Raw genomic sequence first — 23,915 nt, 5'->3', positions numbered from 1 at the left:
TGACGTTTCCCCACGTGCGGGCCGGGTAGCACTCGGACGGAACGCACTCCGTCGCCGGGAACCCGCCACCGGGCCTCGGTCGTGAGGGAGCTGTCGTGAGGGAGCTGTCGCGAGGAGGTGGAGCCATGCCCGGACGTCGGGAGCTGCCCGGCACGGTGCGGCGATCGTCCGAGAAGGCGCAGCGTACGTGGATCAAGGCACACGACTCGGCCGTCGAGGAGTACGGCGAGGGGCCGCGCGCCCACCGCACGGCGTTCGCCGCGCTGAAGCGCGGCTACGAGAAGGTCGGCGACCGCTGGAAGGCCAAACGCCGGCACGGGCCCTCGGACACGCAGGCCGAGCGCGGAGGCGCGGGCCGGCAGCAGTACGCGACCGCAGGCGGTGTCGACACGCGGGCACCCAAACGGCACCTGTACGAACGCGCCAAGGAACTCGACATCCGGGGCCGCGCCACGATGACCAAGCAGCAGCTCGTCAACGCGCTGCAGCGGGCGAGCCGGCTCCGCACCGCCCGTTCCCGCGACCGGTCGGACTGACCCCGGCCGGGGACGTCCCGCTCAGGCTCAGGTCTTCTTCGCCCTGCTCGGCGCCACCCGCGGGGGTTCGCCGGGCTGTTTCGGATACACCGGCGGCCACGGCGCGTCCATCAGCCCCGCCGCCAGGTCCCGCCGCGACATCTCCAGCAGCGGCTCGAGCGACTGCGGCCGCTCGCCGATTCCCGCCCACGGATCGCCGCGCTCGGCCAGCAGGCCGGGCACGGTGGCGATCGTGAGTTCGCGCGGATCGACGTCGGCCAGCTCGTCCCAGGCGATCGGCGCCGACACGAGCGCGCCGGCGACCGGACGGACGCACCAGGCACCGAACACCGTCTTGTGGGGCGCGTTCTGGTTGAAGTCGACGAACACGCGCGTGCCCCGCTCCTCCTTCCACCATTGCGCGGTGATCAGGTCCGGATGCCGCCGTTCCAGCTCGCGTGCGAGGGCGACGGCGGCGGCGCGCACGGCGTAGCTGTCCCATCGAGGTTCGAGGCGCACGTACAGGTGCAGTCCGCGTGAGCCGGTCGTCTTGATGACCGGCTCGATGCCGAGCTCGTCCAGCAGCGCACGTGCCCGTACTGCCGCCTCACGCACCTGGTCGAACGTCACACCGGGGGAGGGGTCGAGATCGATCCGCAGCTCGTCGGCCACCTCGGGAGCCGCCGCGAGGTACGGCCAGACGTGGAAGCCCAGGCAGCCCAGGTTCACCGCCCACAGCACGTGCGCCAGGTCGGCGGCCACGAGTGCGTCACTGGTCGTGCCGTTCGGCGTCGCCACGACGGTCGTGGCGAGCCAGTCCGGAACCGAGGACGGCACGCGTTTCTGGAACCACGATTTCCCGCCGGCGCCGTTGGGATAGCGCTCCATCAGCAGCGGCCTGCCGCCGAGCGTCGCCAGCAGCGGCCCGGCCACGGCCTCGTAGTAGCGCGCCAGGTCGAGTTTCGTCTCGCCGCGTTCGGCGAAGAACACCTTGCCCGGACTGGAAATCGCGACCGCGGTCCGGCGCCCGTCCGGTCCCGGCACCTCGAGCGTGACCGAGTCCTTCGCCGCCGGGCTCATGCCGGAGCCGCCTCGTCGAACAGCGCCGTCAGCTCCGCGGGAGGCACTTCCTCCAGCTGGGCGTAGGTGCACGAGGCCGGGTCCCGATCGGACCGGAACCGCACCAGCCTGCCGCCGTGCCGGAACCGGCCCGCTTGGAGGTGTTCGTACCGCACCTCGGCGACCCGCTCGATGCGCAGTGGCTCCCAGGACAGATCCTTGCCCGCGCTCCACCGGCTCTGCCCGCCCGGCATGCGGCCGCCGTGGACGGCCTGCGCCCCGGGGTCCGCCCAGTCGCGCCACGGATGCCGGTCCAGCGCGCCGGAGCGGAGCGGTTCCAGTTCGGCGGCCAGCTCGCGCCTGCGCGCCGCGGTGAAGCTGCTCGCCACGCCGACGTGGTGCAGCGTGCCCGCCTCGTCGTAGAGCCCCAACAGCAACGAGCCGACGCCCTCGCCGTCTTTGTGCCAGCGGAATCCGGCCACGACGCAGTCGGCCGTGCGCTCGTGTTTGACCTTGCGCATGGTCCGCTTGTCCTGCCGGTACGGCTCGTCGGCGGCCTTGACCATGACCCCGTCGAATCCTGCTCCTTCGAACCGGGTGAACCAGTCCTCGGCGATGTCGGCATCGCCGGTCACCGGCGTGAGGTGCACCCGGGCCGGTGCGGTGTCGAGGATGTCCTCGAGCCTCGTACGGCGCAGCGAGAACGCCTCGCCGGTCAGGTCCTCGTCGCCGAGCGCGAGCAGGTCGAACGCCACGAAGCCCGCGGGCGTCTCCGCCGCGAGCTTGCGCACCCGTGAAGCCGCCGGGTGGAGGCGTTGTTGCAGCGCGTCGAAATCCAGGCCGGACTCGCCGACGATGACGATCTCCCCGTCCACGACGCAGCGCGGCGGCAACGCTTCGGCCAGCAGCGCGACCAGCTCGGGAAAGTACCGGGTCAGCGGGCGGTCGTTGCGGGAACCGAGTTCGATCTCGTCGCCGTCGCGGAACACGATGCACCGGAAGCCGTCCCACTTGGGCTCGTAGCGCAGACCGGGCTCACGTGGAAGCTCGCGCACGAGAGTGGCGAGCATCGGCCGGACCGGCGGCATCACAGGCAGCTGCACACCAGCGATCGTAGAGCCGCGGCGGCCGTCCGGCACGGTACTTCCGGCTGCGCAGCCCGGCCACGGCGGCCGGACGCCGGCCGCGAGCTGCCGCTACGCGCCGCTGTCGACGGCGCGGACCACCGCCGATGTCTCGCGGGTGATACGACCGCCGACAGGGGAAGGCCGCCTCCGGCGCGGGGTGGACGCCGGAGACGGCCGCAGCGACAGGACGGCTCAGCTGGCCCAGGCCAGCAGCGAGCCGTGGTTCTCCGCGCGGAGCCGCGACAGGCCGCGTTCCTCGAGCGAGCGCACCCGTTTGCGCGTCAGCCCCAGCCTGCGGGCGATGTCGGGCACCGTGTGCGGGTCGCCGTCGGTGAGGCCGTACCGCAGCGCCAGCACCGTCGCCTCCTGGGCTGGCAGCGTTTCGAGCGCGGCGTTGAGTTCGCCGACCATCGACGAGTGCTCGAGCGATTCGCTGACGCCGGGTACCGATCCGGTGGTGACCAGATCGCCGAGGGTGAGCTCACCGTCGTCGTCCACCGGGACGTCGAGACTCGCCGTGCTCTGCCCCGCCTGCCGCAGCGCCAGAACGCGTTCGACCGACATGTCCGCGGCCTGCGCGAGCTCGTCGACCGACAGGTTGTGCCGGCCCTGCGCCTCGAGCGTGCGCTGCAGCCGGTCGAGCTTGGCGATCTGCTCGGCCGTGTGCATCGGCAGCCGGATCGTGCCGCTGAAGAACGCATTGCCGCGCTGGATGGCCTGCCGGATCCACCACATCGCGTAGGTGGAGAACTTGAACCCCTTGGCGTAGTCGAACTTCTCCACCGCGTGGATCAGGCCGAGATTGCCCTCCTGCACGGCGTCGAGCAACGACAGGTTGGAGTTGCGATTCTTGCGGGCCGCCGTGACCACCAGCCGCAGGTTCGCCTGCACCATGTGGTCCTTCGCGGCCTCGCCGTCACGCGCGATCTGCTCGAGGTCCCGGCGGTCGGCGGGCAGCTCGACGGCGCCGGACGGCAGCGTCGGGGCGGCGCTGCCGTCGTGCCCGGCCTGGTGGGAGCCGGTGTCGTCGCGGCCGCCGCGGGCTCGGTCGGCCCGACGGAGCAGCTCGGTGGCGTAGACGCCCGCCTCGATGCGCTTGGCCAGGTCGATCTCCTGCTCGGCGGTCAGCAGCGGGGTCCTACCGATCTCGTCGAGGTAGACACGGACCAGGTCGGCGTCTGCCTCGCCGCTGCCCGTTGCGCGCGTGCGGCGGGTCGGGGTCTTGGTGGCTTCTGCCAATCGTTGTCACCTCTTTCCGTTATGACAACGCTTGTCAGTCCTGTGGCATTCCGCCCCGGAACGTGGCGCGGTACACGCCGGGGGAGACGCCGACCACATCACGGAAGTGTGCCCGCAGCGAGGCCCCCGTGCCGAATCCCACGTCGTCGGCGATCACCTCGACGGGCCGGTCGGTCTCCTCGAGCAGCACCCTGGCCCGTTCCACCCGTTGCCGGGTGAGCCACCGGCCGGGGGAACAGCCGGTCTCGGCGCGGAAACGGCGGGTGAACGTGCGCACGCTCATCGATGCCCGTTCCGCCAGTTCGGACAACGATACGGGCCGGTCGAGATGTTCCAGCGCCCACGCCCGGGCCGGCGCCGTGGACGTACCGCCCGCCTCGGGCACCGGCTGTGGCACGTACTGGGCCTGTCCACCCTCCCGGTACGGCGGCACGACGGTGCGGCGGGCCACGTCGGCGGCCACCGCAGCGCCGTGATCGCGCCGGATCAGGTGGAGGCACAGGTCGATGCCGGCGGCCTCGCCCGCGGACGTGAGGACGTCGCCGCCGTCGGTGAACAGCACGTCGGGGTCCAGTTCGATGTGCGGGAACTGCCGGCGGAAGGTGTCGGCGGACCGCCAGTGGGTCGTGGCGCGGCGGCCGTCGAGCAGCCCGGCCGCGGCGAGCACGAACGCCCCGGTGCAGATCGACGCGATCCGGACGCCGGGCCGGACCCGGGCGAGGGCGCCCGCCAGCGCGGGTCCCAGCGCGCCGCCCGTCTCCGGCTGGCCGGGTTCCTCCGACGCGGGCACGAGCACCGTGCCCGCGTCGTCGATGACGTCCGGACCGTGGGACACGTGGATGGGGAAGTCGGCGTCGGTCGGCACCGGACCGGGCTCGAGCGTGCAGGTCACGACGTCGTACAGCAGGGTGCCCGCGCCCGGGCCGGACTGCCTGCGGGCCGAACCGAACAGCTGGTGGACGAGGCCGAGTTCGAGGGGCATGACCCCGGGACGTACGAGCACGGCGACGCGGTGCGGCCGATCGCGGTGAAGCTCTGCCTCAGGTCGCATGGCCGGATTCTTTCACATACTGGCCCTCCGGCCACTTATCTCGGCTCGGTGTCCCGATCATGCTGAGTCATGAAACGCACCTGCCGAGTACGACCCGTGAGGAGACGAGACGCAATGGTGACCACACTCCTGTTCGCGGCAGGCCTGATCCTGGTTCTGGCAGTGATCGGGCGGACGGTGCACTACCCGGGACTGCCGTTCGACGTGGAACCGGCGTTCGCCCGCTACGTCGTGACCGGCCTGGTGATCCTCTGGCACATCGGCCAGGCCAACGCCGGCGCGCGCAGCGGCGCGAGCCGCGGCAGGACGAAGCGCCGTTCGGCGGCCCGAAATGGAATGGCCTGATCCTTTCGGACAGTGGCTGTATAGCCACTGGACTGGAATAGTGGACTGGTCGAGGCTGGGCGCATGAACGTCCTGTGGATTCACGCTCATCCCGAACCGCGCTCGCTCGGCGGCATGCTCGCCGCCGAGGGCAGGCGTGCCCTGGTGGCGTCCGGCCATGCCGTGACCGTGTCCGACCTGTACGCGATGCGCTGGAACCCCGTGGTCGACGCGGCCGATTTCGGTCACGATCCGGCCTGCCGGCTCCACGTGGGCGCCGCGTCCCGCCGCGCCTACGACGCGGGCGAACTCAGCGCCGACATCGCCGCCGAACAGGAGAAGCTGCGCTGGGCGGACGCCGTCGTGCTGCAGTTCCCGCTGTGGTGGCTCGGCCCGCCCGCGATCCTGAAAGGCTGGCTGGACCGGGTCCTGGTCCACGGTTTCGGATTCGGGGTGACCGATCCGGCCACTGGCAGGGTGCGCCGCTACGGCGACGGGGAACTGGCGGGCAAACGCGGGCTCGTGGTCACGACGATCGGGGCCAGGGAGAGTTCGTTCGGCCCGCGGGGCATCCACGGACACCTCGACGATGTGTTGTTCCCGCTGCACCACGGTGTGTTCTGGTACACGGGGATGGAGGCGCTGCCGCCGCTGGCCGTCTACGGCGCCGACCGCGCCGACGAGGGCGCCGCGGGTCGCGCCGTCGCGCGGCTCCGTGACCGCCTGGCCGGACTGGCTTGCGACGAGCCGTTGCCGTTCCGCAGCGAGCGCGGGGGCGACTACGACGCGGATCTCGTGCTCCGCCCGGGGCTCGGTCCGGGGCGGTCAGGGCCCGCGCTCCACTATCGGTGAGCCCTGGTCCGGCGCGATGGGGGTGCGCCGCGGAGGTGTGCCGCGCCCGTGCGCTCCCGGCGGGCGCGGCCGCGGTGAGGGAGGGGCCCGCCGTCGGCCCGGTTCTCGCGGCGGTGGTGGTCGGCTCCCGAGGGGATGGTTGCGGCGCACGAGGGCCCGTGCCGGCCGTGACCGGGGGAAATCGACGCGGCGTCGGATCGCCGCGGGTACCTGCGGGGCACCACGGTGTGCCACGCAGGCGGAGCGTTCCGGCGGTGGCGCCGGGCACCGCGGACGGGCCGGCCTGCCTCCACCGGTGGCGCGGACGTCAGCGTGCGATCGGGGTCCGGTGGCTGGACTGTTCGGTGCGGTCCATTCGGTCGGCGTTGGCCTGGCCGATGTGCCAGAGGATCACCAGGCCGGTCACGACGTAGCGGGCGAACGCCGGTTCCACGTCGAACGGCAGTCCCGGGTAGTGCACCGTCCGCCCGATCACTGCCAGAACCAGGATCAGGCCTGCCGCGAACAGGAGTGTGGTCACCATTGCGTCTCGTCTCCTCACGGGTCGTACTCGATGGGGGTGTCATGGACTAGAATCCACGGAACACTGGACTGGAGTAAGTACCAATGGCACGAGAATTGGACCGTTTTTCTCGCGGGGGCGACCTGGTCGCCGTGCTCGGTGACTGGACTGCCGGCGAGGGGCCGCTGTACCGCAAGCTCGCGGACGCGGTGGCCAGGGCCGTCGACGAGGGCGCGCTGGCGGCCGGACGGCGCCTGCCGTCGGAACGTGAACTGGCCCGGCTGCTGGCGGTCAGCCGCGCCACCGTGGTTGCCGCGTACGAGGAGCTCGAGGCCCGGGAACTGCTGGAACGGAAGCAGGGCAGCGGGACGCGGATCAGCGACGTGGCCCGCGCCGTCCCTGCCGACGGCCGAGTGAGCGGTGGCAGGGCGGCTGCGACCTTCCAACGGCTCATCGACGGTCCCGGCTCGGTCATCTCGCTCGCCTGCGCCGCCGACGCCGGCGTGCCCGAGGTCGCCGAGGCGCTCGAGGAGGTCGCCCGCTACGACCTGCCCGGCCTGCTCGGCGACCCCGGCTACCAGGTTCGCGGCCTGCCCGCCCTGCGCGAGGCCGTCGCCGACTACTACACCGGCCAGGGACTGCCGACCTCACCGGACGAGGTCATGATCACCAACGGCGCCCACCAGGCGCTCGTGCTGCTGTCGGAGGTCTACCTCCGGGGCGCTGCGACGGTCGCCGTGGAGGCCCCGAGCTGGCAGCCGTGCCTCGATGTGTTCCGCGACGCCGGTGCCGGGGTCGTGCCCGTGCCCCTCGACGACGAGGGCATCGACGAGCGGCGCCTCGCCGCGGTGCTGGCCGAGCACCGGCCCTCGGTGCTGTACGTGATGCCGACCTTCCACAACCCGGCCGGCGTGCTGATGTCCGACCGCAGGCGCCGCCGCGTCGCCGAACTCGCCGCGCGCCACGACGTCGCCGTCATCGAGGACAATGCCTACGCCGGCTGCATCCTGGCCCGCGAGGACGCACCCGAGATCCCCGCCCCGTTGTCGGCGTACCTTCCCGCCGGGGTCGAGTCGGTCGTCGTCGAGTCGTTGAAGGCGGTGTGGGGCGGACTGCGGATCGGCTGGATCCGCGGGCCGCGCGGTCTGCTCCAGCGGTGCGCGCGCCGCAAGGCACTCGCCGACCTCGGCGGCCCGCTCATCGAACAGGCCATCGCCGCACGCCTGTTCCCGCGGCTGCCCGAGATCGTCAAGACCGGCTCGGTGGAACGCGCCGAGCGGTGCGACCAGGCCGAGCGGCTGATCACCGAGCACCTGCCGGGGTGGACCTGGCGCACCCCCGACGGGGGTTCCTCGCTGTGGCTCGCCCTGCCCGAGCGGGACGCCGACGTGTTCGCCCAGATCGCACTCCGCCACGGTGTCGAGGTCATCCCCGGTTCGACGATGGACCCGACCGGTGCGCACGACAACTACCTGCGGCTGCCTTTCATGCAGGAACCACAGGTGCTCGACGAACTCGTACGCCGGCTCGCCGACGCGTGGGGCGATCTCGTGCGCCACGGCCCCGGCGAGGAGGAGCCCCGGGCCCGCACCATCGTGTGATCCCGCGCCCGGCAGAACACGGCCCCCGGTTCGCGCGGGGCGAGCGTGGGAACCGGGCGCGGACCGTCGACGTTGCACGGAGGGGCCCTCGGGGCACCCTGCTGCAGGTTCGCGGGCCAGTGCCGTCCGCGGCCCGACATCCGTCCGTCGTTTCGAGGAGCCGCCCGGTGCGCAGAATCGCTGGCCCGATGGGATTCGCGTTCGCCGCGGCCGTCGCCGCCGTCACCGCCGACCTGGCCGCCGCGCTCGGTGGCAGGCCCGGCCCGTACCCCGGGTCGCCACAGTTCCGTGACGGTGCGTTCCGCAATCCCGAACCGCTGCGCTGGGTGCCGCCGGGAAGTGTGCGGGAGGCGGTCGGCGACATGGTCCGTGGTCGACGCAAGCGCCGTCCCTCCGGTCCCGTGCCGCAGTGCCGGACACCGGATGCCGCACCCGGCGACGGTCTACACGTGACGTGGTTCGGCCACGCGTCGACGCTCGTCGAACTCGCCGGCACGCGGGTGCTGATCGATCCGATGTGGAGCGACCGCGCCTCGCCGTCGCGTGTCATCGGTCCGCGCAGGTTGTTCGCCCCGCCGCAGGCGCTCACCGACCTGCCGGACCCGGACGTGGTCCTCGTGTCCCACGACCACTACGACCACCTGGACATGCGCACCGTCCGGCACCTCGCACACCGGAGCGCCGCGGCGTTCGTCGTCCCCCTGGGAGTGGGCACCCACCTGCGCCGGTGGGGCGTGGCGCCCGAGCGGATCACCGAACTCGACTGGCACGACGAGACCCGCCTCGCCGGACTGCGGATCACCGCCACGCCCGGACGGCACTTCTCGGGACGGGCCTTCGCCCGCAACAACACGCTGTGGGCCTCGTGGGTGCTGGCCGGGCAGCGGCACCGGGTGTTCTACAGCGGCGACACCGGCTACTTCGACGGTTTCGCCCGCATCGGTGCCGACCACGGTCCGTTCGACGTGACCCTCATGCAGCTGGGCGCCTACGCGCCGAGCTGGCCGGACGTGCACATGACCCCCGAGGAAGCGGTGGCGGCACACGTCGACGTCGGCGGCGGCCTGCTCGTGCCGGTCCACTGGGGCACGTTCGACCTCGGTCCGCACGGCTGGGCCGATCCCGTCGACCGGGCGCGCAAGGAGGCGGCCGCCCGCGGCGTCGCCCTCACCGTGCCGAAACCGGGGGAGCGGGTCGACGTGGCATCGCCGCCGGAGCTCGACCCGTGGTGGGAGTCCCTCGCCTGACCGCCCGTCGTGGTGCAGAACACGCGGTGGGGTGGGGGTGCGGCACTGCTGCTAGCGTCCGGCTCGTCACAGGTGGTCCAGAGCTCGCGACAGGGGGCGACCGTGGGGGACTCCGAATCCGGCGACGCCGACGCCGGGCGCGGCGGCACGGGTACCGCGCACGACAGGTCGCAGCATCGGACCGAGCCGGGGCGCGGGGACGGCCGCGACGACACCGGCGTCCTGCGGCTGCGGCCGCCCGCGCACCGGGTGCACCGCAAGGCCGTCGCGTGGTGGCGCACGCGCATCCTGCTCGTCGCCGCGGCGGCGGTCGCGGTGCTGGTCGTGCCGGCGGCGCTGCTGCCCGATGCAGCCCGCTTCTGGGTGCTGGTGCCCGCGGCGGTTCTCGCTGTCGCGGGCGTGGCCGCGGCGGTGGGCATGCCGATGTGGTGGTACCGCGTGCACCGCTGGGAGGTCACCGGCGACGCCGTGTACACCCGGACCGGCGCGCTGTGGCAGGAATGGCGCGTCGCGCCGATGTCGCGCATCCAGACGGTCGACAGCGAACGCGGTCCGCTGGAGCAGGTCTTCGGCCTCGCCACCGTCACGGTGACGACCGCATCGGCGAAAGGGGCGCTGACGATCCCCGGCCTGGACCGCGACCTCGCCGCCGACCTCGTGCACGAGCTCACCGAGACCACCCAGGCGACCCCGGGCGACGCGACGTGACCACACCCGACGGCGAACTCGACGGCGAGGGCACCGTGGAGCCGGACGCCGGCTGGCGGCGGCTCGACCCGCGTACCGTCCGGGTCAGCCTGCTCACCGTCGCCGGGATCTGCGTGGCCGCGGGAGTGCCCACCGGGCTAGGAATCGCCTCGTCCTCGCTGTTCTGGGCGCTCGTCACCGTGCTGCCCGCCTCGGCCGCGGCATTGGCCGGCACCGTCGTCGTCGAAGGTGTGCGGCTGCGCCGGACCCGCTACCGCGTGCTCGCCGACCGGGTCGAGCTCACGAAGGGCGTCGCCGTGCTTACTCGCAGGTCGGTCTCCCGTGACCGCATCCGCACCGTCGATCTCACCGCGGGCCCACCGTCCCGATTCCTCGGCATCGTCACCGTGAAGATCGACACCGGGGAGCAGGGTGGGTCCAGCGCGAGCTCGGTGACGCTCTTCGCCGTCTCGCGCGAGGAGGGGGAGCGGCTGCGCGCCGAACTGCTCGATCGCGGGCGCCCGGACTCGGCAGGCACGGCCGACGGCAGAATCGCGACGTTCGACCCCCGGTGGGCGCGGTACGGGCCGCTGTCGGTCCTCACTCCGGCGCTGGGCGCGGCCGCCTACGGCGGCGTGCTGCAGGTCGCCGAATGGTTCGGCCTGCGCCGCGGCGTGATCACCGGGGCGATCGACCTGCTCGGAGGGTTCGGCCTCGTCGGGGGCATCGCGATGGTCGTGGCCGTCGGCCTGGTCATCGGCGTGCTCGGCTCGCTCGCGGTCCTGGTGGAGATGTGGTGGAACTTCCGCCTCGACCGCGAGCCCGGTGGCACGTTGCGGGTCCGCCGGGGACTGCTGACGGCACGGTCGATCTCGATCGAGGAGCAACGCCTGCGCGGGGTCGAACTCGTCGAACCGCTCGGCGTGCGCCTCGCGGGCGGGGCGCGGGTCGACGCCGTCGCCACCGGGCTGCGGTCGCAGAGCGACGAGGACAAGGGCGCACGCAAGACGCTGCTGCCCGCGGCCCCGCACGGTGAGGCGAGCCGGGTCGCCGCGGCCGTGTTGCGGGAGACCGCCGGTCCGGCGTCGACCGTGCTGACGCGACATCCGGTCGCCGCGCGCGGCAGGAGGATTCGCTGGGCGCTGGCCGCCGCGGCCGCACCCGTCGCGGTGGCGGCCGCTTGCGGGTGGGTGTTCTCCTCGGCGCTGTTCGGCCAGTTGGCGTGGATCGGTGCGGTCGTCGGCGTGCCGATCGCCCTCGCGCTCGCCGTCGACGCCTACCGCAACCTCGGCCACGGCCTCAGCGGCGACTACCTCGTGGCCCGCCGCGGCAGCGTGCGCCGCAGCACCGTGGCCCTGCAGCGCCGCGGGGTCATCGGCCTGACCGCCCGGCAGTCGCTCTTCCAGCGCCGCAGGGGACTTCTCACGATCACCGCGACGACGGCGGCGGGCTCCGGTGCCTACTCCGTGCCGGACGTCGACGCGTCCGAGGGGCTCGCGTTCGCCGACGACGCCGTGCCGGGACTGTTCGGCCCGTTGCTCGAACGCGTGTGACGGTCGCCCGACGGGCGTGCCCGGCGTAGCGTGTTGATCATGAGCGCTTCCCGTCACGCCTTCGGCGCCGCGTTCGACGTACCGACCGGGTACGTCAACACGCCGAGCATCGGCATCCCTTCCGCCGCCGTGGCCGACACGGTCGCGGCGGCCGTCGACCGGTGGCGGACCGGTGCCGACGACCCGCCCGATTTCACGGCCGCCGTCGACACCTCACGCGATGCGTTCGCCCGGCTGGTGGGCGTGCCGGCCGAGCGGGTCGCGGTCGGTGCCACCGTGGCGGGGTTGCTCGCGCCGGTCGCGGCGGGCCTGCCCGACGGTGCGCGCGTCCTGTCTGTGACGGGCGAGTTCACCAGCGTCACGTTCCCGTTCGCCGCACAGGCCCACCGCGGGGTGACCGTCGAGACGGTGCCGGTCGCCGAACTGGCCTCCGCGGTCGACGGGCACGACCTCGTGGTCGTGAGTGTGGTCCAGTCCGCCGACGGAACCGTCGCCGATCTCGACGCACTGCGCGCCGTCACCGCCGATGCCGGGATCGCCGTGGCGCTGGACGTCTCGCAGGCGGCCGGGTGGCTGGCGCTCGACCTCGACTGGGCCGACTGGGTCGTCGGCGCGGGCTACAAGTGGCTGCTGAGCCCGCGTGGTGCGGCGTGGTTGGCGGTGCACCCGCGGGCGCTGGAGCGGGGCCACCCCGTTGGCGCCAACTGGTATGCGGGCGAGGATCCGTGGGACACCGTGTACGGCTTGCCGCTGCGGCTGGCCTCCGGGGCGCGCCGGTTCGACGCCTCACCGGCGTGGCTGCCGTTCGTCGGGGCCGCGGCGGCGCTCGACTACCTGGCCTCGCTCGATCTCGACGCCGTGCACGCGCACTGCGCCGGTCTGGCCGATGCGCTGCTGGACGAGCTCGGCCTGCCGGCCGCGGGCAGCGCGATCGTGGCGGTCGACACCGATGTGGCACCGGAACAGCTCGCCCGCGCGGGGTTGCGCGCCAGCGTGCGGGCGGGTCGGCTCCGCATGGGGTTCCATCTGTACAACACCTGGGAGGACGTCGATCTGGCGGTTGCGGCCCTCCGCTGACACCGGATCCGCTACCGTCACGGGCCGTGCCAGGACAGCAGCCGCAGTTCCCCGGAACGAGTGGACCACAGCCCGGACCGGTGTATGGACATCACGGACCGCAACCGCAGTGGTCCGGTCCGTCGGCAGGTCCCTCCGCCCCGGCAGCGTCGTCGACCCCGGCAGTGCCGTCGACTCCGGCAGTGCCGTCGACTCCGTCGGCGCCCACTCGCGCGGCACCACCTGCTCCCACCGTGACGGGCGCGCCCGCCGCGGCCACGGCACCGCACGCGGCAGGGGTTGCACCGGCCGGCCAGCACGCACCACCCGGTCGGCAGGCGCCACTCGGACAGCCGACACCAACCGGACAGCAGGCGCCGACGGACGGCTCCGGCAGGTCCGGTCCGTCCGGCATGTCGCCGCGGATGCGGACCGCGTTGCGCGGTGGCGCGCTGGTGGCGATCGCGGTGGTCTCCGGACTCGTGTGGTGGCTGATCCGCTACGAGCCGGCGGGCCAGGATCCGACCGCGGCGCCGCAGCAGAATCCGCTGACCAGCGGCGAGTTCGACTACACGCAGGTGGCGGGGCCGGAGATCTCGGCGGGGTGCGCGGCCAACGCCTACGGCGACGTCGTCGGCTGGTTCCGGGAGCACCCGTGTGAACAGGTGCATCGCTCGCTGTACGAGACGCGCGCACAGGACGCCCGCGCCCTGGTGTCGGTCGTGGTCGTGACGATGCCGGGGCAGACCGGCGCCAAGCAGTTGAAGGTCACCACCGACACGGACGGCACGGGCAACGTCAACGACCTGATCCGCGACGGCACCGCGAACCTGCCGGGCGCGCCGAACGTCGCCACCGGTGAGTACGCCTCCCGGGTCGTCGGCAACCGGCTCACGATCGTCGAGACCCAGTTCTTCGCCGACTCGGCAGGCCCGCCGGAGCTGCTGGGCGAGATCGCCCACGACGCGCTGCGGCTGTCAGCCGCGGCCCGGTAACGCGATCGCCGCGGGTGTTCTCCCCGCGTCGAGGCGCCAGCTCGTGCACCGGGTCGCCGATCCGACGAGGGCCTGGGTGGCGACGTCGCGCAATCCGGGATCCTCGGTGCGTTCCAGCACGCCGTGCCAGGCGCCGATCGCGTCCGTCTCGGCGTCGATCACGAGCCGCACCGCCGAATCCTGGTCGGACACCGGGTCCTCACCGCTGTACGCGGGTTCGGCCGCGCGCGGGGTGACGCCGGCGGCGCGCAGCAGCGTCTCACATGCCAGCCTGCGGTCCCGGTGCGCCTCGCCGCCGCCGGTCAGCCCGTTGTCGTAACTGTCGGGCAGGAACGCCGTCACCGTGGTGTACACCCATTCCGCGGCGTGTTCCCCGGCCAGCGCCTGTTGCAGGGCACCGACGGCCGCCTCGTCGAGCGGACCGGCCGAGACCCGTTGCAGCGGCCCCGGTTGGCCCGCGCCGAACGCCTCGTCGAGCTGTTGTGCGGCGGCGCAGCCCGCGGCCACCGCGCCGACGAGGCCTGCGCGGTATGCGGGCAGCTCGGGCACCAGGCGGGCGGCGTGCGTGCGGGCGTCGCCGAGTCGTTGGCCCAGCTCCGCCGCGCCCGCGACGGTGGCGGGTTGTGCGGACGTCGCCGTCGGCCGTGGCCGGTTGAGCCGGTCGACCTCGCGCCGCAACGCCGTGGCGTGCGCCGAGCGGACGGCCGCGACCTGTTCGGCACCGGATCCGCCGAGTGCACGGGCCGCCTGCGCGTCGGCCTCGGCGGCGTCCAGGAGCGGGAGCAGCGCGTCCGGGCTGTCGTCGTAGTCCGTGCAGCCCGCGACCGTACCCAGGCCCACGGCGGCGGGGACGGCCAGCGCGAGGCCGCGGAGCACGGCCCGGCGATTCGGAGGGGACACCGGTCGGCGGAAGGTCACGAGAAGCCATCCTGCCAGGCGATCCGGTACGGCGGCTCGCGCGGACCCCGCTGGTCGGCGGACGGCGGCGGCGACACGATAAGCTGGACCACCCCTGTCCGGCGGCGCGCGCGGCCGCCGGCGGCCGTACATTCGGACGACCTCGGCACACCGCCGGACAGACCACAGCCGGACACCGACGAACCCCCGACACCCGGAACCACAGCCACAACACCCGTACCGACGACACACATACCGACAAGACCCATACACAACAGCAACTCACGGGAGCATCACGGTGCCCAACGAACTCGCCAGCCGGCTGGAGCCCATCGTGGCCGAGGCCGTCACGGCCGCGGGTTTCGATCTCGACGCGCTCGACGTGCAGCAGGCCGGGCGGCGCAAACTCGTCAAGGTCGTCGTCGACAGCGACGACGGTGTCGGACTGGACGAGGTCGCCGACGTCAGCCGGGTCCTGTCCGAGACGCTCGACCAGCACGAACACCTCATCGCGGGCGCCTACACGCTGGAAGTCACCTCGCCGGGCGTCGACCGGCCCCTGACCACGCAGCGGCACTGGCGCCGCGCGAAGTTCCGCCAGGTGCGGGTGACCCCGACCGAGGGTGCCGAGTTCACCGGCAGGGTGGGCCGGGCCGACGAGACCGCGGTGCGCCTGCTCGTCGACGGCACGATCCGGGACGTGCGCTACGCCGATGTCGCGAAGGCCGTGCTCGAGGTCGAGTTCAAGCAACCGCCCGCAGGCGAGCTGAAGCGCCTGGAACAGGACGCCGGCGAGGCAGCCGAGGGCGACAACGACAACAGCGAGGGTGCCGCGGCGGCAGCACCGGAGGAGGAGCCGAGGTGAACGTCGACATCGCCGCGCTGCGGGCCATCGAGGCGGACAAGGACATTCCGTTCGAAGCGGTACTCGAGGCCATCGAGTCCGCACTGCTCACGGCTTACAAGCACACCGAGGGCCATCAGCCCCGCGCCCGGATCGACATCGACCGCAAGACCGGATACGTGCGGGTGCTGGCCCACACGCTCGACGAGAACGGCGAGATCGCCGAGGAGTGGGACGACACGCCCGAGGGCTTCGGGCGGATCGCCGCGACGACCGCGCGCCAGGTCATCCTGCAGCGGCTGCGCGACGCCGAGCAGGAGAAGACCTACGGCGAGTTCTCCGCGAAGGAGGGCGAGATCGTCGCGGGCGTGATCCAGCGGGACGCGCGCGCCAACGCCCGGGGCATGGTTGTGGTCGACATCGGCGGCGACACCGAAGGCGTCCTCCCGGCCGCCGAGCAGGTGCCGGGGGAGAACTATCCGCACGGCGGCCGGGTCAAGGCGTACGTGTGGCAGGTCGCCCGCAGTGCCCGCGGTCCGCAGATCACCCTCTCGCGCACGCACCCGAACCTGGTGCGCAAGCTGTTCGCACTGGAGGTGCCGGAGATCGCCGACGGCACGGTGGAGATCACGGCCGTGGCCAGGGAGCCGGGCCACCGGTCCAAGATCTCCGTGCGGTCCACGGTTCCCGGCGTGAACGCCAAGGGTGCCTGCATCGGGCCGGTCGGCGCGCGGGTGCGCAACGTCATGAGCGAGCTCGGTGGTGAGAAGATCGACATCATCGACTACTCGGACGATCCGGCGCAGTTCGTGGGGAACGCGCTCTCGCCCGCGAAGGCAGTGTCCGTCACCGTCGTTGACGAGCGGACCAAGACCGCACGGGTGGTCGTGCCGGATTTCCAGCTGTCGCTGGCGATCGGCAAGGAAGGCCAGAACGCCCGGCTCGCGGCGCGGCTGACCGGCTGGCGGATCGACATCCGCAGCGACGCCGCACCCGATGCCGGACCCCAGCAGGAGGCATCTCCTGACCCCCAGCCGGAGGACTCACCGCACACTGCGGTAACCGGTTCCACCGAGTGACAGGTCACGGGCTAAACTGGGAAGCGGTGCAACGCCCGACGTCGATGACCGGCCCGATGCGTACGTGCGTCGGTTGCCGTCGACGGGCGTGTAGCGACGAGTTGTTGCGGTTGGTCGTGGCAGGCGGCGAGCTCGTCGCCGACGAACGGCGACGGCTCCCCGGACGTGGTGCCTGGGTGCATCACGACCCGGCGTGCCTGGCCAAGGCCGAACGGAAACGAGCGTTTCCCCGTGCGCTGCGCGTGTCCGGTCCGCTGGACACGTCCGGCGTGCGGAGCGTCGTGGAACGGCTCGCCACCGGAGAATGAGAGCCCGGGAACTCCCCGGGCTCTGGTCGGAAACAAGGAAGCAGGTCGACCCGTCATGAGTCAGCCGTGAAGCTGAAGCCATGAACGCGCGACGATAAGACGAGGTCAGCGGGTACTCTGCCTGCCTGGCCTCAGTTGAGGAGAGCAGTGGCAGGCAAGGCCCGCGTGCACGAGCTCGCGAAAGAGCTCGGTGTCACGAGCAAAGAAGTACTCGCCAAGCTCAAGGAGCAGGGCGAGTTCGTGAAGTCCGCGTCGTCCACCGTGGAGGCACCGGTCGCCCGGCGTCTCCGCGATGCCTACGGCGGCGCCGGAGACAAGAGCGGCGGCAAGGGCGGCGGCAAGTCCGCGGCGAAGCCCGCCGCCAACAGTGGTGCGCCCGAATCGCAGGCGCAGGCATCGGAGGCACAGCCCGCCGCGTCGGCGCAGTCCGCGCCGCAGCAGGCGGACAAGCAGGAGGCCGCGAAGTCGGCCGCGCCGAAGCCCGGTCCCAAGCCGGGACCGAAGCCCGGCCCGAAGCCGGCCCAGCCTGCGCAGCCGGCACAGCCCGCCGAGCCGGCCGAGCAGGTGCCGGCCGCGAAGGCGACCCCAGAGAAGGAAGCGCCCAAGCAGGACGACGCCGGTGGCTCCGTGGTGCCACCGAAGCCGCAGGGCCCCAAGCCCGGGCCGAAGCCGGGTCCGAAGCAGCCGCGGGTCGGCAACAACCCGTTCGGCGTCGGTGCCGGTTCGCCCACGCCGAGGCCGGCCCCGCCGCGTCCCGGCGGCGGCCAGCAAGGCGGCGGCCAGGGCGGCCAGAAGCAGGGCGGCCAGGGTGGCCAGAAGCAGGGTGGCCAGCAGCAAGGTGGCCAGCAGCAGGGCGGTCAGCAGCAGGGCGGCGGTAACCGGCCGAGCCCCGGCAACATGCCGCCCCGCCCCAACCCGGGCATGATGCCGTCGCGCCCCGCTCGCCCGAGCGGGCCCGGCGGTGGCCGCGGCGGTCCCGGTGGCGGCCGTGGTGGACCCGGTGGCGGCCGTGGTGGACCCGGCGGTGGTCGTGGTGGACCCGGCGGCGGTCGCGGTGGACCCGGTGGTCCTCCCGCCGGCGGCGGCGGTCCCGGTGGCGGCCGTGGCGGTCCCGGTGGTCCCCCCGGCGGCGGCGGTTTCCGTGGTCGCGGCGGCGGTGGTGGCCGCGGCGGCACGGCCGGTGCCTTCGGGCGTCCCGGTGGTCCCTCGCGCAAGGGCCGCAAGTCGAAGCGGCAGAAGCGCCAGGAGTACATGGAGAACATGCAGGCGCCGTCCGTGGGTGGCGTGCGTCTGCCGAAGGGCAGCGGCGAGACGATCCGTCTGCCCCGCGGTGCTTCGCTGACCGACTTCGCCGAGAAGATCGACGCCAACCCGGCGTCGCTGGTCCAGGTGCTGTTCCACCTCGGCGAGATGGTCACCGCGACGCAGTCGGTCTCCGAGGACGTGCTCGAGCTGCTCGGCACGGAGATGAACTACAACGTCCAGGTCGTCAGCCCGGAGGAAGAGGACCGCGAGCTCCTCGAGGCCTTCGACATCACCTACGGCGAGGACGCGGGCACCGACGAGGACCTGCAGGTGCGGCCCCCGGTCGTGACCGTGATGGGTCACGTCGACCACGGTAAGACCAAGCTGCTGGACACGATCCGGAAGTCGAAGGTCGCCGAGGGCGAGGCCGGTGGCATCACCCAGCACATCGGTGCCTACCAGGTCGAGACCGAGCTCGAAGGTGACGAGCGGACCATCACGTTCATCGACACCCCGGGTCACGAGGCGTTCACCGCCATGCGTGCCCGCGGTGCGCAGGCCACGGACATCGCGGTGATCGTGGTCGCGGCCGACGACGGCGTGATGCCGCAGACGATCGAGGCGATCAACCACGCGCAGGCGGCCAAGGCCCCGATCGTGGTCGCGGTCAACAAGATCGACGTCGAGGGTGCGAACCCGCAGAAGATCCGTCAGCAGCTCACCGAGTACGGCCTGGTCGCCGAGGAGTACGGCGGCGAGACGATGTTCGTCGACGTCGCGGCCAAGCCGGGCATCAACCTCGACGGGCTGCTCGAGGCGATCCTGCTGACCGCGGACGCGGCGCTGGACCTGCGGGCCAACCCGGCGATGGAGGCACAGGGTGTCGCGATCGAGGCCCACCTCGACCGCGGTCGTGGTCCCGTGGCCACCGTGCTGGTGCAGCGCGGCACGCTCCGGGTCGGCGACTCCGTTGTGGCGGGCGATGCCTACGGGCGCGTGCGCCGCATGGTCGACGAGCACAACCGGGACGTCACCCAGGCCGATCCGTCGCGTCCGGTGCAGGTCATCGGCTTCACGTCGGTGCCGCGTGCCGGTGACACGTTCCTCGTCGTGGAGGAGGACCGGGTGGCACGGCAGATCGCCGAGCGCCGCCAGGCCCGCATCCGCAACGCCGAGAACGCGGCCAAGCGCAAGCGCGTCAGCCTCGAGGACCTGGACTCCGCGCTGAAGGAGACCAACAGCCTCAACCTGATCATCAAGGGCGACAACTCGGGCACCGTCGAGGCGCTCGAGAGCTCGCTCAACCAGATCGACGTGGGCGAGGAGGTCGAGCTCAGCATCGTGCACCGCGGTGTCGGTGGCGTGACCGAGAGCGACATCGACCTGGCGACGGCGTCCGACGCCGTGGTGATCGGGTTCAACGTGCGGGCGCAGGGCAAGGCGACCGAGCGGGCGAGCCGTGAGGGCGTCGACGTCCGGTACTACACGGTGATCTACCAGGCGATCGAGGAGATCGAGCAGGCTCTGAAGGGCATGCTCAAGCCGGAGTACGAAGAGGTCGAGCTCGGCAAGGCGGAGGTGCGCGAGGTCTTCAAGTCCTCGAAGTTCGGCACCATCGCCGGTTGCCTCGTCACCTCGGGGCTCATCCGGCGCAACGCCAAGGCGCGGGTGCTGCGCGACGGGGTCGTGGTCAGGGAGGAGCTGCCGGTGGCATCGCTGCGGCGGTTCAAGGACGACGCGACCGAGGTCCGCGACGGCTACGAATGCGGTATGACTCTCGGCAAGTTCTCCGACCTCAAGGTCGGCGACATCGTCGAGACGTACGAGCAGCGCGAGAAGCCGCGCGTGTAAGACGGACACGGCCGGTGGGGCGGGGCAGGTTCCCGCCCCACCGGCGTGATCCGTTCCGATGCGCGTACCGGCGCGGTGTGACAGGACGGTGCGACGGTGTTCGTGGGGTCGCTGGAGCTGGACGTGCTCCTCGGGGACGTGCGTTCACTGAAGCAGAAGCGTTCCGTGGTGCGGCCGATCGTGGCTGAGTTGCGCAGGCGCTTCGACGTCGCTGTCGCCGAGGCCGGACAGCGCGAGCTCTACCGCCGCGTCACCATCGGTGTTGCGGCGGTCGCGGCCGATGGCGCACGTGTGCGCGACGTGCTGGATGCCTGCGAACGGTTCGTGGCCGAACGCCCCGAGGTCGAGCTGCTCTCGGCCGGCAGGCGGGTGTACGGCGCGGACGACGAATAGCGGCCGTGTCGCCGACGCCGGGCGAGACGGCCGGAACATCAGGGTGGTACGCCGGATCCGTGAGGTGCCGGCGATCGGACGAGTGAGGGGATGGCCGTGGCTGACAAGGCTCGGGCACGCAGGCTGGCGAAGCGGATCGCGCAGATCGTCGCGTCCGCGATCGAACACGAGATCAAAGACCCGCGGCTGGGCAACGTGACGATCACCGACGCCCGGGTCACCGGTGACCTGCGGGACGCCACCGTGTACTACACCGTGCTCGGCGAAACCCTCGACGCGGCACCGGATTTCGCCGGTGCCGCCGCCGCACTGGAGTCCGCCCGTGGGGTGCTGCGGACGAAGGTGGGGCAGGGCACGGGCGTGCGGTACACGCCCACGCTGACGTTCGTCGCGGACAACATCCCGTCCGAGGCGCGCAACATCGACGAACTCCTCGCCAAGGCGCGAGAGGCCGATGCCGAGGTCGCCCGACAAGCCACCGCGGCGCAGCCCGCGGGGGAGCCCGACCCGTACAAGCCGGCCAAGTCCGACGAGGACGACCAGTAGTCCCACCCGGCCGCTACCGGTCGGCGAGGATCATCGCGGTCCGCGTGCGATGTCGCCGAGCGTGGGGGGCGCGGGCCACGGTCCCGTCGTGGCAGATCCCGCGGCGCGGTGTCTGAGCCTGTGGCGCAGTGGCAGATCCCGCGGCGCGGTGCCAGACCCCGCAGCGCGACCGAGGCCCATTCGGAGCAGGGCCGATTCGGATCGAGAGGTCCGCCGTTCGTCGTCAGCCGTCCTTCGTCGCGACGAGGATGTCGCGCACGATGGCCTGGTCCACGCGGTGGCCCAGGGTGTCGTAGGGGTCGCCGTCGCGGACGGTCAGGCCGGCGCCGGTGAGGATGCGGGCGAGTTCGTCGCGTGGCACCACGTGGGTGTTCCACGACAGGCCCAGAGCGCCGCCGCGCCGCAGGACCCTGGCCCACCCCGGAACGGCCGCGGCCAGCAGGTCGCGCGGGCTGCGTGCCGGCACTCGATCCGGTGTGCGGCTGCCGTGCTGCACGCCGTAGGGCGCGTCGGTGACAACGAGGTCGACCGAACCGGGGCGCAGCAGTTCGTCGGTGTGCAGCGTGTCGCAGTTGAGGTAGCCGAGGGTGCGGGTCTCGCCCGCCTTGTACTGCTCCTTCGACGCGGCGTACTCGACGTCCAGCCTGCGCCCCAGCCGCGCCTTGTGGTGGCGCAGCATCCCGGCCTCGGCCTTGTGCTTGACCCGCTTGGTGCGCAGCCACGTCTTGATGAACTGCTGGTAGGCCTCGAAATCCTTGCCGTCGAGTTCCAGCCCGGTGGCGTCGAACCCGTACATCATGGCCTGGTTGAGCGTCGTTCCCCTGCCGCACAACGGATCCAGCAGCCGCAGACCACCCTCGACCATCGCCCGCGGGCGGTCGGAGGCGAGCACGGTGAGGTTCAGCAGCAGCTTGGTGAACAGCTCGTTGGTCTTGCCACTGTACTTCTGGATGGTGAGCAGGTCCGAGTCGAACACGTCGGCCGGTGACAGGGGCAGTGGCCGGAGCAGCTCGCCGGTGATCTCGAACAGCACGTACGCCGACGACAGGTTCGACAGCAACGCGATGTCGTCGGCGGTCAGTGGCTCGGGCGTGCTGAACGTGACGTAGGACGCGCCGCCGATCGTGCGCGTGCCCGGCTCCCGCACCTCGGTGGACAGCACGGCCTCGCCGAATGCGGTCAGCTCGGCCTGCAGCAGTCGGGGCGAGGTGTCGGTGTAGACCCGGTTGGCCGACGGCAGGATCAGAATCGCGTACTCGGACATCGGCGTAAGAGTAGGCGAGCCCCGCTCGCGCCGGCCGTATGGGCGCGGGGCGAGCGGGGCGGCACCGAGCTGACGTCACCGTGCGGACGTCAGCGGACCGGCGGTCCGTAGACGGTGCGGTAGGGCACGAACCGCTGGAACCCGACAGCGTCGAGTCCCGGTGTGCGCTCCACGAGCTGGGGCACATCGTCGTCGGCCTGGAGGCGCTCCGCCACGACGCGCTCGTGCGCCTCCACGGTGGCGAACTCCGCCCAGTTGAGCATCCGGCTGCCGTCGACGGCGATGTGGAAGTGGTTGCCCGCCATGCCCTCCGGAGCCGGTTCGCCGTTGGTCACCGGATGCCGGCCGATCAACTCGTCGACGAACCGCTCGCCGGTGGCGGCGGTGTCGGTGCGGAACGACACGAGCACGACGACGCCGGGCTCGAACGGCTGCTCGGGGACCGCCTCGCGGTAGAGCCGGTAGCCAGCCGCGTCGAGGCGCTCGATGCCGGGGACGTCCGCGTCGATGGTGTCGTTGCGTGCGGTCCGGCCTGCCCGCCGGAACTGCTCGAGTGACTCCTCATCCGTCCACTGCGAGTAGTGCACCAGGGTGTGGCCGTCGGTGCCGAGCAGCACGCTGTGCGCCAGCAGGCCCGCGGGCCACGGGCGGTCGCGCCAGTCGTCGACGGCGGCGGCCCCGGCCGCGCGCTGGGAGCCGGTGTCGGCGACCCGCCAGGTGCTGACGAGCACGTAGCCGGCGTCGGCGCGCGAGACCGGCGGCAGCAGGCCGGCCAGATCCCGGGTGTGTGCCTCGACCCAGTCGCGATACGTGTGTGCCGGCCTGCCGGTGACGCGGGCGACGGTGTCGGTGTGGGCGGGGTCGCGGTCGGTGAAGTCGTCGACCATCCCGGCGATCACCTCGTCCGGCGTGTCCGGCCCGAGCAGCGAGCGGGCCCATTCCTCGGCGGGTTGTTCCTTCCAGGCGATGTGCCTGCCGGTGACCTCGCCGATGATCTCCAGCTGCCGTGCCGGGGTGACGAGTTCGGGTCCGGTGAGCTCGTAGCGTGCCCCGTCGTGGCCGTCCTCGGTCAGGGCCCGCACGGCGACGGCCGCGATGTCCCGTTCGTCGACCGGAGCGGTGGGCATCTCGGGCTGTACCAGGGCGACGGGCTGCCGGGAACGGATCGCCTGCGCCCATTCCAGCGTGTTGGCCGCGAACCCGTAGGGCCGCAGGAACGTCCACGACACCCCCGTGGCGCGGATCGCCTCCTCGAGGACGGCGTGCGCATGGGCGATCGGCCCCGGCTGCTCGCCGGTGGGGACGTCGTCGCGCACCGCGCCGGAGGACAGCAGCACCACGTGCCGGACGTGATCGCCGACGACGCGCACGCTCTCGGTGAGGGCGTCGAGGTCGAAGTCCGGCAGCATGAACAGCACGGCCGACACACCGTCGAGGTGCCGTGCCAGGCCGGCGGGGTCGAGTTGGCTGCCCGCCACCACTTCGGCGTCGTCCGGCAGATCCGCCGTCTCCGGGTTGCGCGTCAGCGCCCGCACGGGCACCCCTGCCTCCACTAGTCCCGCGACGACGTGGCGTCCCACCTGTCCCGTCGCCCCTGTCACCAGCACTGTTTCGTTCGTCTCGTCCATGTCCGAGACGCTAGGCGGGCTGTGACGATCACGGCATCTGTCACATGACCGG

The 23,915-nt window shown here is 72.3% G+C and carries 23 protein-coding genes; 15 read left to right on the top strand and 8 right to left on the bottom strand.

All coding sequences use genetic code 11. From position 1 onward, the window contains the following. Nucleotides 1–125 precede the first annotated feature (125 nt). Nucleotides 126–536: a ChaB family protein gene (locus tag LY40_RS04080; protein WP_258935961.1), complete on the top strand. Its 411-nt coding sequence runs from the start codon at nucleotides 126–128 to the stop codon at nucleotides 534–536. A 27-nt stretch (nucleotides 537–563) separates the two neighbouring features. Here LY40_RS04080 and ligD read toward each other — a convergent pair whose 3' ends face one another. From ligD to LY40_RS04060, 4 genes are all read right to left on the bottom strand, one after another. Next, on the bottom strand, nucleotides 564–1,595 hold the full coding sequence (ligD, locus tag LY40_RS04075) for a non-homologous end-joining DNA ligase (protein ID WP_183786292.1): 1,032 nt from the start codon (nucleotides 1,593–1,595) through the stop codon (nucleotides 564–566). Next, nucleotides 1,592–2,677, bottom strand: coding sequence for an ATP-dependent DNA ligase (locus tag LY40_RS04070; protein ID WP_258935960.1), 1,086 nt, complete (start codon nucleotides 2,675–2,677; stop codon nucleotides 1,592–1,594). The genes ligD and LY40_RS04070 overlap by 4 nt, the downstream gene beginning before the upstream one ends. 216 nt (nucleotides 2,678–2,893) lie before the next feature. After that, nucleotides 2,894–3,940 (bottom strand): sigma-70 family RNA polymerase sigma factor, encoded by a 1,047-nt coding sequence (locus tag LY40_RS04065; RefSeq protein ID WP_258935959.1) that lies wholly within the window; start codon nucleotides 3,938–3,940, stop codon nucleotides 2,894–2,896. 34 nt (nucleotides 3,941–3,974) lie between these two features. Next, nucleotides 3,975–4,991, bottom strand: coding sequence for a GlxA family transcriptional regulator (locus tag LY40_RS04060; RefSeq protein ID WP_183786290.1), 1,017 nt, complete (start codon nucleotides 4,989–4,991; stop codon nucleotides 3,975–3,977). A 114-nt stretch (nucleotides 4,992–5,105) separates the two neighbouring features. On the opposite strand from LY40_RS04060, the gene LY40_RS04055 reads away from it, so the two are divergent. After that, a complete protein-coding gene (locus LY40_RS04055) occupies nucleotides 5,106–5,336 on the top strand; it encodes a hypothetical protein (protein ID WP_258935958.1) in 231 nt (76 codons plus the stop codon). 63 nt (nucleotides 5,337–5,399) lie between these two features. Continuing rightward, a complete protein-coding gene (locus LY40_RS04050; protein ID WP_258935957.1) occupies nucleotides 5,400–6,167 on the top strand; it encodes an NAD(P)H-dependent oxidoreductase in 768 nt (255 codons plus the stop codon). Nucleotides 6,168–6,474: 307 nt separating this feature from the next. Here LY40_RS04050 and LY40_RS04045 read toward each other — a convergent pair whose 3' ends face one another. Continuing rightward, nucleotides 6,475–6,690: a hypothetical protein gene (locus tag LY40_RS04045; RefSeq protein ID WP_258935956.1), complete on the bottom strand. Its 216-nt coding sequence runs from the start codon at nucleotides 6,688–6,690 to the stop codon at nucleotides 6,475–6,477. Nucleotides 6,691–6,773: 83 nt separating this feature from the next. Here LY40_RS04045 and LY40_RS04040 point away from each other — a divergent pair, with 83 nt between their 5' ends. From LY40_RS04040 to LY40_RS04015, 6 genes are all read left to right on the top strand, one after another. Continuing rightward, entirely contained in the window at nucleotides 6,774–8,270 is a 1,497-nt protein-coding gene (locus LY40_RS04040) for an aminotransferase-like domain-containing protein (RefSeq protein WP_183786286.1), read from the top strand. Nucleotides 8,271–8,458: 188 nt separating this feature from the next. Then, on the top strand, nucleotides 8,459–9,517 hold the full coding sequence (locus tag LY40_RS04035; protein WP_307876611.1) for an MBL fold metallo-hydrolase: 1,059 nt from the start codon (nucleotides 8,459–8,461) through the stop codon (nucleotides 9,515–9,517). 222 nt (nucleotides 9,518–9,739) lie between these two features. Further along, the gene (locus tag LY40_RS04030) at nucleotides 9,740–10,225 is read left to right on the top strand and encodes a PH domain-containing protein (RefSeq protein ID WP_183786425.1); all 486 of its coding nucleotides are present in this window, start codon (nucleotides 9,740–9,742) and stop codon (nucleotides 10,223–10,225) included. Then, nucleotides 10,222–11,757: a PH domain-containing protein gene (locus LY40_RS04025; protein WP_258935954.1), complete on the top strand. Its 1,536-nt coding sequence runs from the start codon at nucleotides 10,222–10,224 to the stop codon at nucleotides 11,755–11,757. The genes LY40_RS04030 and LY40_RS04025 overlap by 4 nt, the downstream gene beginning before the upstream one ends. Nucleotides 11,758–11,796: 39 nt before the next feature. After that, nucleotides 11,797–12,834: an aminotransferase class V-fold PLP-dependent enzyme gene (locus LY40_RS04020; RefSeq protein ID WP_183786285.1), complete on the top strand. Its 1,038-nt coding sequence runs from the start codon at nucleotides 11,797–11,799 to the stop codon at nucleotides 12,832–12,834. A 392-nt stretch (nucleotides 12,835–13,226) separates the two neighbouring features. Next, nucleotides 13,227–13,808 (top strand): hypothetical protein, encoded by a 582-nt coding sequence (locus tag LY40_RS04015; protein WP_258935953.1) that lies wholly within the window; start codon nucleotides 13,227–13,229, stop codon nucleotides 13,806–13,808. On the opposite strand, the gene LY40_RS04010 is transcribed toward LY40_RS04015, so the two are convergent. Next, nucleotides 13,791–14,726 (bottom strand): ferritin-like domain-containing protein, encoded by a 936-nt coding sequence (locus LY40_RS04010; RefSeq protein ID WP_258935952.1) that lies wholly within the window; start codon nucleotides 14,724–14,726, stop codon nucleotides 13,791–13,793. The genes LY40_RS04015 and LY40_RS04010 overlap by 18 nt on opposite strands. Nucleotides 14,727–15,003: 277 nt before the next feature. Here LY40_RS04010 and rimP point away from each other — a divergent pair, with 277 nt between their 5' ends. The 6 genes from rimP (at nucleotide 15,004) to rbfA (ending at nucleotide 20,971) form a co-directional block, all read left to right on the top strand. Further along, nucleotides 15,004–15,570: a ribosome maturation factor RimP gene (gene rimP / locus LY40_RS04005; protein WP_183786282.1), complete on the top strand. Its 567-nt coding sequence runs from the start codon at nucleotides 15,004–15,006 to the stop codon at nucleotides 15,568–15,570. Further along, the gene (nusA, locus tag LY40_RS04000) at nucleotides 15,567–16,628 is read left to right on the top strand and encodes a transcription termination factor NusA (protein ID WP_183786281.1); all 1,062 of its coding nucleotides are present in this window, start codon (nucleotides 15,567–15,569) and stop codon (nucleotides 16,626–16,628) included. Before rimP ends, nusA begins: the two co-directional genes overlap by 4 nt. A gap of 104 nt (nucleotides 16,629–16,732) precedes the next feature. Next, on the top strand, nucleotides 16,733–16,936 hold the full coding sequence (locus LY40_RS03995; RefSeq protein ID WP_372497677.1) for a YlxR family protein: 204 nt from the start codon (nucleotides 16,733–16,735) through the stop codon (nucleotides 16,934–16,936). Between the two features lie 147 nt (nucleotides 16,937–17,083). Then, nucleotides 17,084–20,032, top strand: a complete 2,949-nt coding sequence (gene infB, locus LY40_RS03990) for a translation initiation factor IF-2 (protein WP_258935951.1) — start codon at nucleotides 17,084–17,086, stop codon at nucleotides 20,030–20,032. Between the two features lie 96 nt (nucleotides 20,033–20,128). Beyond that, the gene (locus LY40_RS03985; RefSeq protein WP_258935950.1) at nucleotides 20,129–20,425 is read left to right on the top strand and encodes a DUF503 domain-containing protein; all 297 of its coding nucleotides are present in this window, start codon (nucleotides 20,129–20,131) and stop codon (nucleotides 20,423–20,425) included. Between the two features lie 96 nt (nucleotides 20,426–20,521). After that, nucleotides 20,522–20,971: a 30S ribosome-binding factor RbfA gene (gene rbfA, locus LY40_RS03980; protein ID WP_183786276.1), complete on the top strand. Its 450-nt coding sequence runs from the start codon at nucleotides 20,522–20,524 to the stop codon at nucleotides 20,969–20,971. A gap of 223 nt (nucleotides 20,972–21,194) precedes the next feature. On the opposite strand, the gene LY40_RS03975 is transcribed toward rbfA, so the two are convergent. Both LY40_RS03975 and LY40_RS03970 read right to left on the bottom strand, forming a co-directional pair. Further along, nucleotides 21,195–22,235 (bottom strand): TRM11 family SAM-dependent methyltransferase, encoded by a 1,041-nt coding sequence (locus tag LY40_RS03975; RefSeq protein ID WP_258935949.1) that lies wholly within the window; start codon nucleotides 22,233–22,235, stop codon nucleotides 21,195–21,197. Between the two features lie 89 nt (nucleotides 22,236–22,324). After that, on the bottom strand, nucleotides 22,325–23,863 hold the full coding sequence (locus LY40_RS03970; RefSeq protein WP_258935948.1) for an NAD(P)H-binding protein: 1,539 nt from the start codon (nucleotides 23,861–23,863) through the stop codon (nucleotides 22,325–22,327). Nucleotides 23,864–23,915 lie beyond the last annotated feature (52 nt).

It is taken from the genome of Prauserella salsuginis, assembly GCF_024648885.1.
Taxonomy (GTDB): domain Bacteria; phylum Actinomycetota; class Actinomycetes; order Mycobacteriales; family Pseudonocardiaceae; genus Prauserella; species Prauserella salsuginis.
The sequence above is the reverse complement of the archived record's forward strand: the minus strand, read 5'-3'. Positions and strand labels throughout refer to the sequence as shown.